The sequence below is a fragment of the Polaribacter marinus genome, assembly GCF_022662535.1.
GTDB lineage: Bacteria > Bacteroidota > Bacteroidia > Flavobacteriales > Flavobacteriaceae > Polaribacter > Polaribacter marinus.
In genome coordinates, this window is sequence record NZ_JAKQYM010000013.1 from 1 (window position 1) to 17,114 (window position 17,114).

9 protein-coding genes are annotated in these 17,114 nt (G+C 33.2%); 3 read left to right on the forward strand and 6 right to left on the reverse strand.

The features are described 5' to 3' along the window. The 4 genes from MC378_RS13825 to MC378_RS13840 form a co-directional block, all read right to left on the reverse strand. A partial coding sequence (locus MC378_RS13825; protein ID WP_242179362.1) for a tandem-95 repeat protein occupies nucleotides 1–7,214 on the reverse strand: 7,214 nt, incomplete at its 3' end. Between the two features lie 13 nt (nucleotides 7,215–7,227). Next, entirely contained in the window at nucleotides 7,228–9,612 is a 2,385-nt protein-coding gene (locus MC378_RS13830) for a DUF11 domain-containing protein (RefSeq protein WP_242179363.1), read from the reverse strand. Nucleotides 9,613–9,812: 200 nt separating this feature from the next. Continuing rightward, a complete protein-coding gene (locus tag MC378_RS13835) occupies nucleotides 9,813–12,206 on the reverse strand; it encodes a DUF11 domain-containing protein (RefSeq protein ID WP_242179364.1) in 2,394 nt (797 codons plus the stop codon). A 54-nt stretch (nucleotides 12,207–12,260) separates the two neighbouring features. Further along, entirely contained in the window at nucleotides 12,261–13,019 is a 759-nt protein-coding gene (locus MC378_RS13840) for a TerB family tellurite resistance protein (protein ID WP_242179365.1), read from the reverse strand. 259 nt (nucleotides 13,020–13,278) lie between these two features. Here MC378_RS13840 and MC378_RS13845 point away from each other — a divergent pair, with 259 nt between their 5' ends. The 3 genes from MC378_RS13845 to MC378_RS13855 all read left to right on the forward strand — a co-directional run bounded on the left by MC378_RS13845 (nucleotide 13,279) and on the right by MC378_RS13855 (nucleotide 14,656). Beyond that, nucleotides 13,279–13,689 (forward strand): BrxA/BrxB family bacilliredoxin, encoded by a 411-nt coding sequence (locus MC378_RS13845; protein ID WP_242179366.1) that lies wholly within the window; start codon nucleotides 13,279–13,281, stop codon nucleotides 13,687–13,689. 74 nt (nucleotides 13,690–13,763) lie between these two features. Beyond that, on the forward strand, nucleotides 13,764–14,000 hold the full coding sequence (locus MC378_RS13850) for a hypothetical protein (protein WP_242179367.1): 237 nt from the start codon (nucleotides 13,764–13,766) through the stop codon (nucleotides 13,998–14,000). Next, nucleotides 13,997–14,656 (forward strand): HD domain-containing protein, encoded by a 660-nt coding sequence (locus MC378_RS13855; RefSeq protein ID WP_242179368.1) that lies wholly within the window; start codon nucleotides 13,997–13,999, stop codon nucleotides 14,654–14,656. The genes MC378_RS13850 and MC378_RS13855 overlap by 4 nt, the downstream gene beginning before the upstream one ends. A 162-nt stretch (nucleotides 14,657–14,818) precedes the next feature. On the opposite strand, the gene MC378_RS13860 is transcribed toward MC378_RS13855, so the two are convergent. Together MC378_RS13860 and MC378_RS13865 are read right to left on the reverse strand one after the other, a co-directional pair. Then, nucleotides 14,819–15,601 carry an enoyl-CoA hydratase/isomerase family protein gene (locus MC378_RS13860; protein ID WP_242179369.1) on the reverse strand — a complete coding sequence of 261 codons (783 nt, stop codon included), beginning with the start codon at nucleotides 15,599–15,601 and terminating at the stop codon, nucleotides 14,819–14,821. A gap of 54 nt (nucleotides 15,602–15,655) precedes the next feature. Continuing rightward, nucleotides 15,656–17,065, reverse strand: a complete 1,410-nt coding sequence (locus MC378_RS13865) for a sensor histidine kinase (protein WP_242179370.1) — start codon at nucleotides 17,063–17,065, stop codon at nucleotides 15,656–15,658. Nucleotides 17,066–17,114: the final 49 nt, after the last annotated feature.

The following is a 17,114-nucleotide window of genomic DNA, read 5'->3' on the forward strand; positions in this document are numbered from 1 at the left end:
CCGTCGGAAATTACATAAGCAAACGTTGAACTTCCGTGGTAATTTAAATCTCCCTTGAAACTAATTGCTCCTGATCCGGTGATGCTTACAGTTCCGTTTGGAACCGTAATTGTTTGAGCAACTCCTGTTAAAGTTGTTCCATGAATACTTGTGATTGTTAAGATATCTCCAGAATCTACATCGCTATCACCTGTTAAGGGTAATAACGTTACCGACGCATCTTCATTGGTTGTATAAGTATCATCTACAGCTACCGGAACATCGTTGATTGGGTTTACAGTAATTGTTAAAGTACTATTTGCTGAATTGGTTCCATCACTTACTGTATAAGTAATTTGTGGTACTGTCCCATTAAAATTTAAGAAAGGTACAAATGTATAACTTCCGTCTTTATTAATTGTTAATGTTCCTTTACCTATTATTGTTGTGGTTCCTCCCGTTATGGCATCAACAGTTATTGCTGTTAATCCACCATCAACCACAAATTGAGTGATTGCTAATGAGTTTGCATCAATATCAGAATCATTACTTAATAAACCAGCTGCTACTAGTACATTTAATGTTGTGTCTTCATTTGTTTCACCTGTATCAGCTACTGCTACTGGAGCATCATTAACTGGTGTTACGGAAATATCTAAAGTTGCTTGATTGGAAACTAAACCATCATTATCTTTTATAGTATACTTAATATCTGCAGGTCCATTAAAATTCTCTAAAGGAGTAAAAACGACTGTACCTGCTCCATTTACTGAATATGTTCCAATATTTGCGATTACCAAAGGTGTTCCTGTAGCTCCGGTATTAGCAGCATTATTAGGGTCTATTAAAATAATTGAAGTTGTGTCTATTGTTCCGTCTACATCTGTATCGTTTGCACCAATTGTTGTTAAAGTTAATATTGCTCCTTCAGGAATTGTTCCAGAATTATCATTTGCAACTGGAGCATCATTTACAGATGTTACTGAAATACCAATTGTTGCTTCATTTGAAGTTAAATTGTTACTATCTTTTATTGTGTAGTTAATATTTGCAGAACCATTGAAATTTAAAAAAGGAGTAAACTTAACATTTCCTAATGGATCTACTGTATAAGAACCAACATTTGCAATTACTAAAGGTGTTCCTGTTTTCCCTGTATTACTAGCGTTAGATGGGTCTATTAAAATTATTGTAGATGAATCTGGAGTTGTGTCTTCTACATCCGTATCATTTGCTCCAATTGTAGCAACTGTTACGGCTACATCTTCTAAAGTTGTTGCACCTAAATTATCTACTGCAATAGGTGGATTATTATTTACTGTTAATTTTGCTGGTGGAGTAGAAGTGATACCACAAGCATAATCAGTTTTAGAAATAATTACTTGATATTGATAATTATTCTCTGAAGTTGTTAAATTTGAGATTGTTAACTGATTTGTTGTAGCGCCAGTGTAATTACCTCCATTAGTTATATTTGTAAAAGTGGTACCTCCATCCCTACTTTCTTGCCATTGAAAAATAGAACCTGTAGAAGTTACTTCAAATATTGCGTTTCCTTCAATAAATCCTGATTGATCAGTTGGTTGTTGATTAATAACAACTGCTGTACCAACTGTAATAATGTTTGTTTTATTCGGTTCTGCTAGAACAGTATAAGCAGTTGTAAAACCCGTTACTTTACCATCTGTTCCGTAAGCTGTACCCGCTACTTCTCCTGGTTTTGTTGTACTTTCTAAATATCCTGCTTCAGTAACATCTGGACAGCCATCATTATCTGAATCTGAATCTTGATGATTTGGAATTCCGTCTCCATCTATATCAAAAGTAGTTACTATACCATTGACATTTAAAACACCAGTATCTGAGTCTTTATAATCTGGAATTCCATCGTTATCTGAATCTGCATCTGGATTTACATTTCCAGGTGTTTCAGCAGTATCTAGGATACCATCATTATCGTCATCTAAATCTATAGCATCTGCAATACCATCATTATCTGCGTCTAAAATATCTCTATAATCTACATCACCACCAGAAGCTACATCTGCATCTTCATCAGGAGAATTGTCTGATTGTGTATCGTCTAAATTTCCGTTTGCATCTGCATAATTATCTGCTGCATCAAAATTATCATCTAAACCATTAACTCCTGTTGATGTATTTGTTTCTCCATTTCCATTTGTGTCTGCAGTTGCATTTCCAAACTCTACAATATCTTTTATTAAGTCATTATCTGAATCTAAATCTAAATAATCTGGATTATCAGTGCCATCTGTATTTTGAGGAGAAATTGCCACACCTCCATTAGTTGTGTCAAATCTATCATCTAAACCATCTTTATCTGTATCAGTACCTGTAGGCGCTAAATAACCCGTAGTAGATTGCGCTTCTACAATATCTGGAATGGTATCATTATCTGAATCTAAATCTAAATGATTTGGAATTGAATCTGAATCTGAATTTAATGGAGAAATTGGCGTTCCTCCTAATGCTGTATCTGCATTTCCGTCTGCATCATCATAAGGGTCTATTGCATCTGCCAAACCATCTGAATCGGAATCATTTGCTATACCAGAACCATATTTTCCATCTCCGTCTGGGTCTGTACCTCCAGCTTCAATTGCATCTACAATACCATCATTATCTGAGTCTAAATCTAAAAAGTCTTTAATAGTATCTGCATCTGTATCAGGAATTACTAAGTTAGATGTTGTACTTATCCCTATAATCGTTGCATCTGGAGAAACATCTAAAGGAATACCTTTTGTGTTTACTTCGGTTGCATCTAATACTCCTGTTCCTGGTTGACCATTTCCATCAGGATCGTTTGTTCCACCAGCTTCAAAATAATCTGTAATTCCATCATTATCTGAATCTAAATCAAAATAATTTGGCACACCATCTCCGTCTGAATCTGAAGGATTGGTTCTTGGATTGTTATCGTTATCTAAATTAAGATCCTCATCTTCATCTAGAATACCATCATTATCATCGTCTAAATCTACAATATCATTAATTCCATCTCCGTCATTGTCTTGTGCAGATGCTTCTCTCCAATCTCTATCCCCTCCTGGAGAAGCAGGATCATCATCTGGATGTGTTAAAGGAGTTTGACCTCCATTTGTTGCATTGTTAGCGGTTGCTGTTCCGGTAAGAATTTCGTCAAAATCATCATGTAAACCATCACCATCTACATCTACAAATTTTGCTAAATCTAAATCTCCATCTACGTTTGCATCTAAACTATTTGTAATTACAGTTGCTTTATAAAAACTTTCATTGATATCGAAAATTCCATCATTTTCGGCATCTGTATCAGCATAATCTGGAGCAGAACCTCCATCTGTATTTGTATATCCAATTGCAACTCCACCGGCTGTATCTACATCATAAGCATCGTCAATACCATCGGCATCGGCATCTGTACCTTTTGGTGCAACGTAAGATTCAGTAGCCTGACCCTCTATATTATCTATAATTCCATCATTATCAATATCGATGTCTAAATAATTTTTTACACCATCCCCATCTCTATCTTGATTAAATCCAAAACCTCCGATAACATTTCCAGCCTCATCAGGATCGTTGGTGTCTGCTAAACCATCGGCATCTGAATCTGCAGGAACCCCCGTACCAACAATACCGTTATTATCTCCATCGGAAACTTGAAAATTTCCTTCAAATGTATCCGGTAAACCATCACCATCTGAATCTAGGTCTAGATAATTTGGGATCGCATCTGCATCTGAGTTTAAGAATATTGGAAATGTTATTTCTGCATCAATTGTATCATGCCAACCATTATTATCTATATCTATAAAGCCATCTACAATACCATCATTTGTGATATCATTATATGAATTGTTATTTGAAAAAGCTTCTTCTGTATCTGAAATACCATCGTTATCTGAATCTCTATCTAAAAAGTTATATAAGGTTGCTACTATATCTGAACTAGCATCTGTATTTATTGGGTTATTTGCTGCAACACCACTATCTACTACTGTTTCTAAACCGTCTGCAAAACCATTAACACCAACACTAATTGCTGCTTCATCTGCAATACCATCATTATTTGTATCTGCATAACCGCCCTCTAGAACATCTGGAATCGCATCGTTATCCGAATCTAAATCCAAATGATTTGGAATTCCATCTCCATCAAAATCAAATCCTGCAGCAATTCCGTTTCCATCTAAAGAACCTGAATCTGCATCTAAATAATTTGGAATTCCATCTGCATCTGCATCTGCAGTAGGGTCAATTCCTTGACCTTCCACAATATCTAAAATCCCATCATTATCTGAGTCTAAATCAATAATATCTGCAATATTATCTGAATCTGAATCTACATCAATTGTAATTGTTAATGTTGAAGATGCTGTACCTGGAGTTCCTGGGTTATTATCTGTAATGTTATATGTTGCTACGGGTACTAATCCAAAATAATCTGCTGCTGGTGTAAAAACATAACTCCCATCTGCATTCATTTGTAAGGTTCCTACCCCTAAAATTGTTGCTGTTTCACCTGCATTTTTGGTAGTTCCTCCTATAGTAAAAGTAGAAAGGTTTAAAGTTGTTGGTACATCTACATCTGTATCATTCTTTAAAACTCCATTAGCAGCATTTACAGTTAAATTTTTATTTTCTGTTACTGAGTTTGTGTCTGGTAAAGCAACAGGAAGGTCATTAACAGCTATAATTGTAATTTCTAATGTTGCTTCATTTGAAGCAAAACCACTATTGTCTTTAATTGTATAATTAATATTTGCATTGCCATTAAAGTTTGCTTCTGGTGTAAAAGTTACATTTCCGGCAGCATCTACAGTATAAGTTCCTTTACCTACAATTACTAAAGGGGTTCCTGTTTTTCCAGTATTAGCAGCATTTGTAGGATCTATTAAAACGATTGTTGACGGTACAACATTTCCGTCTTCATCTGTATCATTATCACCAATTGTTGCAATATTTACAGGATTATCTTCTAGAGCAGTTCCTAAATCGTTGTTTGCGACAGGTAAATCATTTACAGCTGTAATAGATATATCTGTTAAACCAGCAACGGATGCTGCAATTCCATCTGATACCGAATAGGTAAAATCACCTGGATTATCAGAACCATTATAAGCTGTTGGAGCATCATAAATTAAGCCTGTTAATTCTGCTATTGTTAAAGTAGCTCCATTAGCAACAACATCTCCATTGGCTTTTTTTATGATTCCTAGAATAGGTAAACCAGTAACTGTTATTGTAAGTGTATTATTATCTACATCTGTAGGCGCATCTAATCCTAAAGGATTTGCTGTACTTTCTTCTGAAACAGAAATACTATTACTATCTACAACTGGTGGTTCATTTGTAAATACGGTTAAAGTTCCAACATTAGAAATTATTGAACAAACATAGTCTAATTTAGAAACGACAACTCTAAATTGATAATTATTTTGTGTGCTTAAAACTCCTGTAATTGTTAGCGTATTTGTAGTAGTTCCACTATAAACACCACTATTAGATAGAGTACTAAAACTTGTCCCTCCATCTGTACTTAATTCCCACTGAAAAATATTACCATCTGTTGTTGTTGGAAAGGTTGTGTTTTGACCAACTTGTATATTTCTATTTGGCGGTTGAACCGAAACTGAAGCGGCAGTTCCTGCAGTTGTAACATTAGCATTGGTACCTGTATAAGCTGTAGTTACTCCTGTTACTTTTCCGTTTATCGCATGATAACCTGTTCCTTGAACTTCTCCTGGTTTTGTAGTACTTTCTTTATGGCCTGCCTCTGTTACATCTGGACAACCATCATTATCAGAATCAGTATCCATAGAATTTATATCTCCGTCATTGTCTGAATCTTTACATGATCCTCCTATTCCAATATTATCAATATAAACTTCATCATGATTAGAACCAGATCCAGAACCTTCAAATCTTAATGTTACAGTTCCTGCAGCAGGTGTAAATTCTACTGCTCTGCTAGACATGTTTAAAGTAGGATTACTCGATCCAGCATCACCTCCATTATCTGTAGCAATATCAGCAGATGTTTGACTATAAATTTGTACACCATCAATAAAAACACGGATTGTGGCATTATCATTATTAGGCGTATATGCACCTATATCAAAAGTTAATGTGTTTATCTCTCCTGAAGTAACTGTAATACTTTGAGAAAAATAACCAGAACCATCTACATAATTTGGAAATTTTATTCTATTTCCATCTTGTGACATTTGCCAAATATTATCACCTGACCAACCTTCATTTGTATAAAATTTGTTAAAATCCCCATTTGGAACTAAAGTAGCTACAATATTGCATTCTTCTGTATCTAGAATACCATCATTATCATCATCTAAATCACAGCCATCAGGAATGCCATCTAAGTCATTATCTGCTGCATCATCAAAACCATTACATATATCTACTGAATCTAAAACACCATCTTTATCTGTGTCTCCATCAACTTTTACAATTATTTCTGCAGTTTCACAATTATTTGTATTAGAGCTATCACATATTTTATATTTTAAAGTATAGGATCCTGTTGCTGTATTTGTAGGAACTGAAATATCTCCATTAGCAGCAATTGCAACTCCTGTTAGCCCACCATCATCTATAAGAGTTGGGGTTACAGTTGTTGACGTTACAACAACACCATCTATTGTATCATTAGAAAATGCATTACCTGCCGTACCACCTGTAATTCCGTTTATAACAGTTCCAGAAAAATCATCATCGGTTGCAACTAAATCTGAAAGTCCAAAAACTGAAGCGTAAGAAATATCATCTTCATGAACATTTTCTGTATGAGTAACTGTTTGTGCGGTAGTAATTTCTACACTCGTAACACTAAATACGTTGTCTACTTTTGTCGCTGTAATATTTGCAGCAGTAATTGTATAAGCACCTGTGTACACCCAGTGTTCATCTTCATCTAAAATACTGTTATTATTTACATCTCCACTAACTAATGTAAGTGTAGTACCGATAGAACTTGTAACTACCACACTATTAAGTGCTACCGCTCCAGAATTATACACAGCTACGCTGTAATTTATAATATCTCCTGCGTTTTTTGTTCCTGTTGGCGCCGTGGCATTAGGAACAATCGTTACTGCTTGCGCAAAACTTGCACTAGTTGCAATAAAAAAGAATGTAAAAAGCAAAAAAAGCGTTCTCGCTTTATTGTTAATTGTATTCTGGAAGTTGAAAAGTGTGTACTTATTTTTCATACTTTATCTTTTATTAATTGTTGCTGTTGGATATGGAGTCTTTATCAGTTTCGTTTACTGAAAAAATCTCTGTTGTATTATCAATAATAACTCCAGTATTAATTACTGTTGCTACAATTTTAATCACTATTGTTTGGTTCTCTTCTATGGTTAAAGCACTTAAATCCCAAATACCAGTTCCTGGTGTATAGGTTGTGTTTGCTGGTATTACTGATGCTCCTGCATCATAAGTTAAACCTAATGGTAGTTTATCTTTTACTTTTACTCCCGTTGCGTCTAAACCTCCCGCATTTTTTAATTGTAAAGTAAAAACAACTGTTTCTCCTTTTTTAAATATTGATTTATCTACTGTTTTTGTAATACTTAAATCTACAAAACAGGCATCATTATCATTTGCATCTAATACTGCTGTTGTTGTTCCTTGCTGATAACCAATACTGTTAAATATTGGATTTCCTTCTGCATCAGAAACTACACCTAAATTGTAAGAACTACCACCGTTACTTCCTCCCGAAAAAGCAGTTAATTGTGTCAACTGTACGTTTCCAGCTCCTTCAATTGCATCAGGACATCCATCATTATCTGAATCTGTGTCCCAATGATTCATAATTCCATCTAAATCATAATCGAATCGATCATCTACTCCATCAGAATTAATATCTATAAAACCGGGAAATTGAGGATCTATATAATCAGGAACAGAATCCCCATCATGATCACCATCAGGATCAAAAGAGCCTAATTCTACTGTATCTAAAATACCATCATTATCATCGTCTAAATCTACATTGTCTGAATAAGAGTCATTATCTATATCACAGTTAGGGACTGTTAGTGATGAATTTGGGGAAGTAACCTCTTCACCATAAAACCAAGTATTTAGTACTCTTTCATTACCATAATCATCAGTTGTAGAAGAAGTTGAACTTCCTTTCCCTCCAGGAACTGCTGGACTACTCACAATATTATCTCCTGGAGGATTGTCTCCATTCCATTTATGAGTTGGCCCTAATTGACCGTCCTCTGGATTTGACTTATCCAAACCTCCAATAGTATTATTATTATTTGTTATAACAACAGCAGAATCATCCCAATACATTTTTCTATTTGCTAAAACAGGCAATACAGAGTTGATTACCAATCCGTTAGGGTTTAATTCTGCATCAATCATTGGTACACTTGTTCTACCTCTTAAACTCGTTAATGTTGCTGATGATGTAGTAGATCCTAAAACTGGGTCTCCTAAACCGTCAATTCCATCCCAAGGAATAACAATATTTCCTTTAGGTTGATTAAACGCTTGTACGATAATATCTCTCGTATTTTCCTGAAAACCAAGAACCCCATTTAAATCTAAAGTTACATCAACATCTCCGGCTTCTTCTATTTTTACAGCGATTAAATAACTTCCAGGACAACCAAAAATACCTCCCACAGAAACGGGATTAACAGGAACTCCTACAGGAAAAGCTGCTGTATCTGGTTGGGTTATAAAAACTGGATACCCATTTAGTAAATCTGGTATCGAATTTCCTGTACTTCCATTATAAGAAATAGACCTTCTTGTTGTTTCCCAAACATTCGTAGGGTCATTGTCATCGTCTACAATTCCAAATTTATTCATTGCCAATAAATATCCATAAGGCCTAAAACCTTCTTGAAATTCTACTGTTACAATAATTTTATCATCTGTATAACCAAAGAAAGTTCCTTTAAAATCATATTCTATAGACGGCACAAAATTAGTTGGATTATAAGTGATAAACCCCCATTTTTGAGAAAAGATTCTTCCTTCTGATCTATTATTTGAACTGTCTGAAACAGTAAAGTCAAAATAAGGAATCACAATATCTGTTCCTGATGATGTTCTAGATGCACCTCCATTATTACTTTTATATATTTCTATATAATAATCTCCGTTTGCATTTGGATTAAATGTTAACGGGCTATACCCTGTAGGTACAGCATTGTTAATATTGGGTCCTGCAACTGCCTGGTCATAAGTATCTATGTAACCGGGGCTACCTGCTGTTGTATTAAAAAGAAAAGGTCCTGCAACTATATTTCCTAAAGCATCTTTTATTTGGTAATATAAATTTGTACTTAATACTAAAGGATTTCCTGTTCTTTGTCTTGGGTTTAACCCAAAATATAAGTTTTCTGTAGTATGATCTAAAATTCTAAATTGTAATCTTTGAGATGATGAAGAGTTTAAATAAGGACCATATCTACCATCATCAGTAATATACATTGCAACTCCATTATTAGGATCTGGCATGGCTTGTTTAGTTCCATCTGCAAATAAATTAGTAAGAACTGTTATAATAAAAAATAATGACAAGAATTTTTTATTATTAATTTTCTTTAAAAAATTGAAAAAATCTTCGATTTTTTTCATCTTATTAGGGATCGGGGTTAATCCGCAAAAGTAGTTTATATTAAAAGCTTAATGTTTTTTAAACATTAATTTTCGTTCATACAACATCATTTGTAGATTAACGGGGGATTTTGGGGGTTATTAAAAAACTTTATAACTATTTTAACAATAATTAACCTAAAGATAAGGAAAAAATTAGTAATTATAATCTAGCTTTTCAATTAATTTCCATTATTAGGTGTAGAATTAACATCTTTCTGCTCCGTTTTAATAATTTCAGCAGTATTTAACTGAATGTTTTTTGTATTTGCAATAGCTTTTATTTTTAAAAGGATGCTTTCTCCACTTGCTATTGTTCTTCCACTTAAATCCCAAATACCAGTTCCTGGTGTATAGGTTGTGTTTGCTGCCAATACAGAACTACTAAAAGTTAATCCCGCTGGTAACTTATCTTCTACCTGAACACCAGTTGCTCCTTGTGGTCCATAATTTTTTAAAGTAAGTGTAAACGTAATTTCATTTCCAATTTTCACAACAGATTTATCCACCTCTTTTATTAATCTTAAATCTATTTTTTTAGCAGTAATTGTAAAACTCTCAGACAAATCATCTGCAGATAAGTTTTTATCTACTTGATCTTGGGTGTTAGACACTATATTTATAAAACTCCCTTCTTCTGGTTTATTAGGCACTTCTCCTACAAATTTGATGGTTTTTAATTCTCCCGCATTTAAGGTGCCAACCTCCCAATTTGGTGCATTCCAAGTTCCAACACCTTGATTGACACTCACCAAATTTAATTGAGGAGGAAACACATCTGTAATAACCAAATTCGTTACTGGGTCTTTTCCAAAACTTTGAACTGTAACCGTAAACTCAATAGTATCACCATCCGTAACAGTCGATTTATCTGCTGTCTTTTTTACCACAATATCAGGATCACAATTGTATACCGTAACAATAGGTGACGAATAAGAACAAGTACCCTCTGTAACCACAACATAATAGTCTCCTATAGAATTAGGGGTATAAGTTGATGCTGTTTCTCCTACGACAATCACACCGTTTTTATACCATTGATAGGCATCAAAATTACCAGTTTCTTCTTCCAGTACTCCCGTTGGAAAACAACCTCCTCCTGTAACTTTTACTCCCACAACAGGCACTGTATCAAAACCAGAAAAATACCCTGCCAAACCTGCATTTGCACCAAGGCTCATAAATGTCCCTACTGCAATTGGCCCAGAAGAAGTAATATCAATTTCACCCTCTAAGCCTGTCACATAAAATGTTTTCCAATCTGACGTTCCAGTAGGAAAAACAGGTGCAGGTAATGTTACTACATTTCCATTTTGTTTTACTATAATATTGGCATTTGGTGTAATACTAGACGCAATAATTGTAATGGCTGATATATTTGTTGCAGAACCCGCAATTCGATCAATATCAGGAATTTCATCTAAGACACTTGGTAACAAGCAATTTACCGGCGCTATAAAATTCATACCAATCGTTTGAATTTTACCAGACCCTTCCGCACCTTGTAAACATTGATAAGCATAAGCCTCTTTAGAGGTTGTTACATACATACTAGCACCTGCAGATCCAGAAGAATAATAACTTCCTGGTATCTCTAAATACTCTCCATCATTAATTGTGCCTACTAAATTTCCTCCTGCATAAACAGCTGTTCCGTTTTGTGTTCCTACAATTATAGGAAACTCGGTTTCATTTGTTCCGTTTGCTCTTACAAAAACATATTCTCTTCCTAAAGAAGACACATCTACAGGTTGGTCTATACCAACATCTCTACTTTGAGCACCAGGTCTAATACCAACATTTAATCCTCCATTACTAATTACAATTGGTTTTGTAGCCACTAATTTTGCTCCTAACCAACCATCTGAATTTGCTGCTGCTGCATTTTTTACAGCTTCTAAAACAAAAGACTCTCCTTTATCTAACTCTATAGTTAATGAATCATCGGTAATTCCACTTTCATTATTTGCTTTTCTAAAAACACAATTTAAATCATATCCAGAAACCGTAACAACAGTTCCGTCTTCTGTAGCCATCATACCTAAACTTGTTGTTAAGTTTACATTATCTGCTCTATTTGGTATTCCTCCCCATCTAAATTCTGTTCCTTTTGCTTTTGCCCCTTTTGATGTTAAAGAACCCGCTTGTGCACTAGACCTCCCTCTATAATTTACATAAAATTTCTGACCTCCTGGAGCCACAATTCTTAAACCAGAATTGGTTAAGACTTTCCCTGTATTTGCATTGGTAACTAGGGTTATATTATTATCGCCATCCGCCAAACCATTACTACTATCAAACACCTTGCTAGATCCTTTTTTTAATCCAGTAATTGTTGTTAGTGGAGTGGCACTATTACCTCTATAAATTTCAATTGAAAAAGCTGTAGTTTCTGGTGTAGAAAAATACACCGCCTGCTCTTTAATTGCTTGATTATTAATTACTTGCTTTAAAGGAGGCAAGTAATGCTCACTATCTAACTGAGCGTAAGTATTTATTGAGTAAACAATAACAAATAGTACTCCAATAATTTTTCGTAAGCAATTTTTTTTTACATCATCATTATTATTCATCATCATCTAAAAATTAAATTCTAAAACAAAAGTTTACCACAAAGTAATATTTTTTTTTTAAAGACCTCTTTCTTTTTTAATTTTTTCGTACGCCGATTGTATATTTTGAAATTTCTCTTTTGCTCCTTTTACATGTTCTTCTCCCAAATCCTGTACTTTATCAGGATGATATTTTTTTGCCATTCTTCTATATGCTTTTTTCACTTCCTCATCTGTTGCCGACTTGGTAATTTCTAAAATCTTATAAGCAGCATCTGAACTATTATAAAACATCGCTTTTATTGACTCAAAATCATTTTGATTGATGTATAAGTATCCTGAAATTTTTCTAATTTCTTCTACCTCGTTTTCTGTTACAAATTCATCAGCTTTAGCAATACCAAACAAAAAATGCAACAATTGTAAACGAGAAGCATGAGACATATGTTCTCTAATTTGAATACAAACCTGACGTGCAGATATTTGTTTTTTTATAATTCCGTTAAAAAGTTTAAAAGCACTATTTGCACGTTCTTTACCGTACATGTTTACAAAATGAGTTCTTACAAAATCTAGCTCCCGTTGATCTATTCTACCGTCAGATTTTATTACGATAGAAGACAGAACTAGTAAACTCATTTCAAAATCACCAGATTTTGTATTAGAATGATTTCTATTATTTCTTCTCTCTTTTTTATAATCTATTTGCTCTTGTTTAAACTCATCTTCAGAAAAACCATCTACAAAACTACCTATTGCAAAACCAATGGCCGCACCAATTGGCCCCCCAAAAGTAAACCCTAAACCTGCTCCTAACCATTTTGTGAAATTTCCCATTTATTTATTTTAATTATGGCAAAGTTACAAAGTTATTTAGTTAGTAAGTTATAATGTAAAAAAGATTCAAAGGTTTCTTTTGCGTGAGGGATTGCAGCATTTGTTTGAGCTCTTTTTTGTTTTTCAAAAAAAGCGAGTGCGAAAAGCCCGACGATTTTTAAAATAATTGCAAAGTGAAAACGGAGCATTTATTTTAAAAATGGACACGCCCAAAAAAAGAAAATTATAAGTATCTTTGTAGTCAATTAAATTAAAAATTATGTATCCAGAAGAATTAGTAAAACCAATGCGAGATGAGTTAATAAACGCTGGTTTTGAAGCATTATATACAAGTGAAGATGTAGAAAAAGCATTAGCCAAAGAAGGTACAACTTTAGTAATGGTAAACTCTGTTTGTGGTTGTGCTGCAGGAACTGCTAGACCTGGAGCAATTGCTTCTTTAGGAGCAGATAAAACACCAACAAATTTAACAACAGTTTTTGCAGGAGTAGAAAAAGAATCTACCCAAAAAGCAAGAGAATTTATGGTTCCTTTTCCTCCATCATCGCCAGCTATTGCTTTATTTAAAGATGGTAATCTAGTACACATGTTAGAAAGACACCACATTGAAGGACGTTCTGCACAAATGATTGCTCAAAATTTAGCGCAAGCATATGATGAATTTTGTTAAGAAAATTATTAACATTTATATGAAAATCCATTCTAAATAGAATGGATTTTTTACTTTTATAAAAACACAAAATCATGGCTTCTTTACAATCTACTTACACGACAAAAGAACTACAAAAGAAATTAAAAACACAAAAAACATTGCTTATAATACAAAGTATTGTTGTTGTTTTTATGATAATTCTTGCTGTTTTTTCTTCTTTAGAAAACGGTATTAGTTTTCAAACTTTTTTACCTCTATTTTTTATCCCAATGGAAGTTGTAATGTTTATTGAAATTAAAAAAGAATTATCTTCAAGAGCATCAGAATGAACAAAAATACAATCATAGAAAATACCATAAAATTTGTAAAAAAAGAATTAAAAAATGCAGAAGGGGGACATGATTGGTTTCATATAGAGCGTGTTTATAAAAATGCTTTGTTAATCGCTAAAAAAGAAGATGTAGATATCTTTATTGTTTCTTTAGGTGCTTTATTACATGATATTGCTGATCCAAAATTTTATCTTGGAGATGAATCTGTTGGACCTAAAATGGCGACTGAGTTTCTTAAAAATCAAAACGCAGATTACGACACAATTACACATGTAATAAATATCATTAAGCATATCTCTTATAAAAATTCTCTTTCATCTGATAAAGAAAAATTCACCTCAAAAGAGCTACAAGTTGTGCAAGATGCAGATAGGTTAGACGCAATAGGAGCTATTGGAATTGCGCGCTGTTTTAATTATGGTGGATTTAAAAACAGGGTTTTATATGATCCTGAAATTTTGCCAAATTTAACAATGACAAAAGAAGAATATAAAAATTCTAACGCTCCTACAATTAATCATTTTTATGAAAAACTATTGCTTTTAAAAGATAAAATGAATACCGATTCTGGAAAACAAATTGCTTTAGAAAGACACCTTTTTATGGAAACATTTTTAAAACAATTTTATGAGGAATGTAATGGTGATAAATAAGTTTAATCTATATATAATTAAAATTAATCAATATTAATTATACAAAAAACTTATTTAAACACCTTTTGTTATGTGTTTAATTTTTTTCGCTACAAATTGCATGTAAAAAAATTAAATAGCCCTTAAAAACACCACAAACAGGTTTTCTTTCTTCAAAAAAAATTAAGCCCCTGGAAAATTAGGTTTTCTTTTCTCTAAAAAAGCAGTAGTCCCTTCTTTAAAATCTTCGGTTCCAAAACACTCTCCAAATTTTTCTATTTCAACATCAAAACCGTTTACACCATCATTAAAATTTGCATTTACAGCTTTGATAGCTGCAGATATTGCTACAGAAGAATTTCTCATAATTTTACTAGCAATTTTTTCTACTAGTGGTATTAATTCTTCTTGTGTTGTTACATAATTTACCAGCCCCCAATCTTTGGCATCTTCAGCAGAAATCATTCCAGCAGTCATAATTAATTCCATGGCTTTACCTTTACCTACCAATTGTGGTAAACGCTGTGTACCACCATATCCTGGTATTACCCCCAAAGAAACTTCTGGCAACCCCATTTTTGCATTATCAGATGCTATTCTAAAATGGCATGCCATTGCAAGTTCTAAACCTCCTCCTAAAGCAAAACCATTAACAGCAGCAATTACAGGTGTAGATAAATTTTGGATATAATCAAACAAGATTTCTTGTCCTTGTCTTGCTAAGCTTTCTCCGTCTTGTATAGAAAAATGAGCAAACTCAGAAATATCAGCACCCGCCACAAAAGCTTTATCTCCACTTCCTGTAAGAACAATTGCTTTTATTGATTCATCATCTTCTAACATCACAAAAGCTTCATTTAATTCTTCTATTGTTGCTTTATTTAAAGCATTTAACTTCTTTGGTCTATTAATTATTACTTGTGCTAGACCATTGTTTTTAGAAACTAAAATGTTTTCGAAATTCATTTTTATATTAATTTTAAGACCTATAGCTTTATGGATCTATAGGCGATATTACTATTATGTTTTTGGTAAAATTACTGTAAATACAGTTCCTATTCCTCTTTTTGATGTAAAAGAAATCGAACCATCATATGCTTCTATTATACTTTTAATGATCCCTAAACCTAAGCCCATTCCACTAGTTTTAGTTGTAAATTTAGGTTCAAAAATTAAGTCTTTAACATCATCAGGAATTCCTTTTCCATTATCAGAAACAGTAATTTTTACGGCATTCCCTTCAGAAAAAACCTTTACTTCAATTAACGGATTTTCTTGCTTTTCTATAGCTTGTGAGGCATTTTTTACCAGATTAGTTACAATTCTTATCAACTGAGTTTTATCTAGATTGGCAAACAATTCTTTTTGTTGAGGATAATATTTTACTGCATTTTCATTAAAAATGTCTAAAGCTAATTTTACAACACTAATTACTTCTATTCGCTCTCTTTTTTGAGTTGGCATTTTAGCAAAATCAGAAAATGCAGAAGCAATAGAACTCATAACATCTATTTGCTGAATTAATGTTTGGCTATATTCTGCCAATTTTTCTTTAACGTTTTTATCTTTTGGATCAAACTTACGCTCAAAACTTTGTACCGTTAATCGCATAGGAGTTAGCGGGTTTTTAATTTCATGTGCTACTTGTTTTGCCATTTCTCTCCAAGCCTGCTCACGCTCGCTTCTAGCTAATTTAGCAGCACTTTCTTCTAGTTGATCAATCATATTATTATATGCATCAACCAAAACCTCTATCTCAGAACTAGCTTTGTCTAAAATAATTTTTTCATTGCGTTCGTTTAATCGCGTTTGTTGCATTTTATCTGAAATTGTTTTTATAGAACGTGTAATATAACTTGATAAAAAATATGCCAAAACAATGGCCAACAAAAACATAAAAGCATACACAAAACTTAACCTAGAAATAAACTCTCTAAGCTCGTGCTCTATTTCTGAATTGTCTTGTGTAAACTGCAGTTCTAAAATCCCTATTCTCTTAAACTTAGGGTCGTCTATATATGAAAATGAGGATTGATAACCAATGCTATCTTCTTGCCAATCCTTAATGATTCTATGATTAGAATTTTGTGCTAATTCTTTAAGCGTTTCTTTTGAAAGTGGCTCTACATTATTCTTTTCAAAAGCACTGGCTATAGACGACTTTAAAAGGTTTCCTTTTAAATCGTAAATAGAGATATTTAATTTATTGATAGATGATATTTCGTAAATACGTTCTCTAAAAATTTTAGCTAAATTTTCTGTATTTACAGCAAAAGTAGTTTTGTTTTTTAATTCTAATTCTATCGTTTCTTTTGTAATTGCTTCTTTACGTTCAAAGCGCTGAATATTATAATCTTTTGTCTGCTCATCATATTGATAAACAGTAACTACCAAAATTAAAATTGATGCCAATAACACCAATAAAATCATTGATAAAAAAATACGTATTCTTAAAGATATGTTTTTTAGTTTCGGCAAA

Excerpts from the sequence above, each read along its gene's own strand:
- MC378_RS13830 (WP_242179363.1), bottom strand. The coding sequence starts at position 9,612 with ATGAAAAAAATCGAAGATTTTTTCAATTTTTTAAAGAAAATTAATAAT.
- MC378_RS13835 (WP_242179364.1), bottom strand. The coding sequence starts at position 12,206 with ATGATGAATAATAATGATGATGTAAAAAAAAATTGCTTACGAAAAATT.
- MC378_RS13840 (WP_242179365.1), bottom strand. The coding sequence starts at position 13,019 with ATGGGAAATTTCACAAAATGGTTAGGAGCAGGTTTAGGGTTTACTTTT.
- MC378_RS13845 (WP_242179366.1), top strand. The coding sequence starts at position 13,279 with ATGTATCCAGAAGAATTAGTAAAACCAATGCGAGATGAGTTAATAAAC.
- MC378_RS13850 (WP_242179367.1), top strand. The coding sequence starts at position 13,764 with ATGGCTTCTTTACAATCTACTTACACGACAAAAGAACTACAAAAGAAA.
- MC378_RS13855 (WP_242179368.1), top strand. The coding sequence starts at position 13,997 with ATGAACAAAAATACAATCATAGAAAATACCATAAAATTTGTAAAAAAA.
- MC378_RS13860 (WP_242179369.1), bottom strand. The coding sequence starts at position 15,601 with ATGAATTTCGAAAACATTTTAGTTTCTAAAAACAATGGTCTAGCACAA.
- MC378_RS13865 (WP_242179370.1), bottom strand. The coding sequence starts at position 17,065 with ATGATTTTATTGGTGTTATTGGCATCAATTTTAATTTTGGTAGTTACT.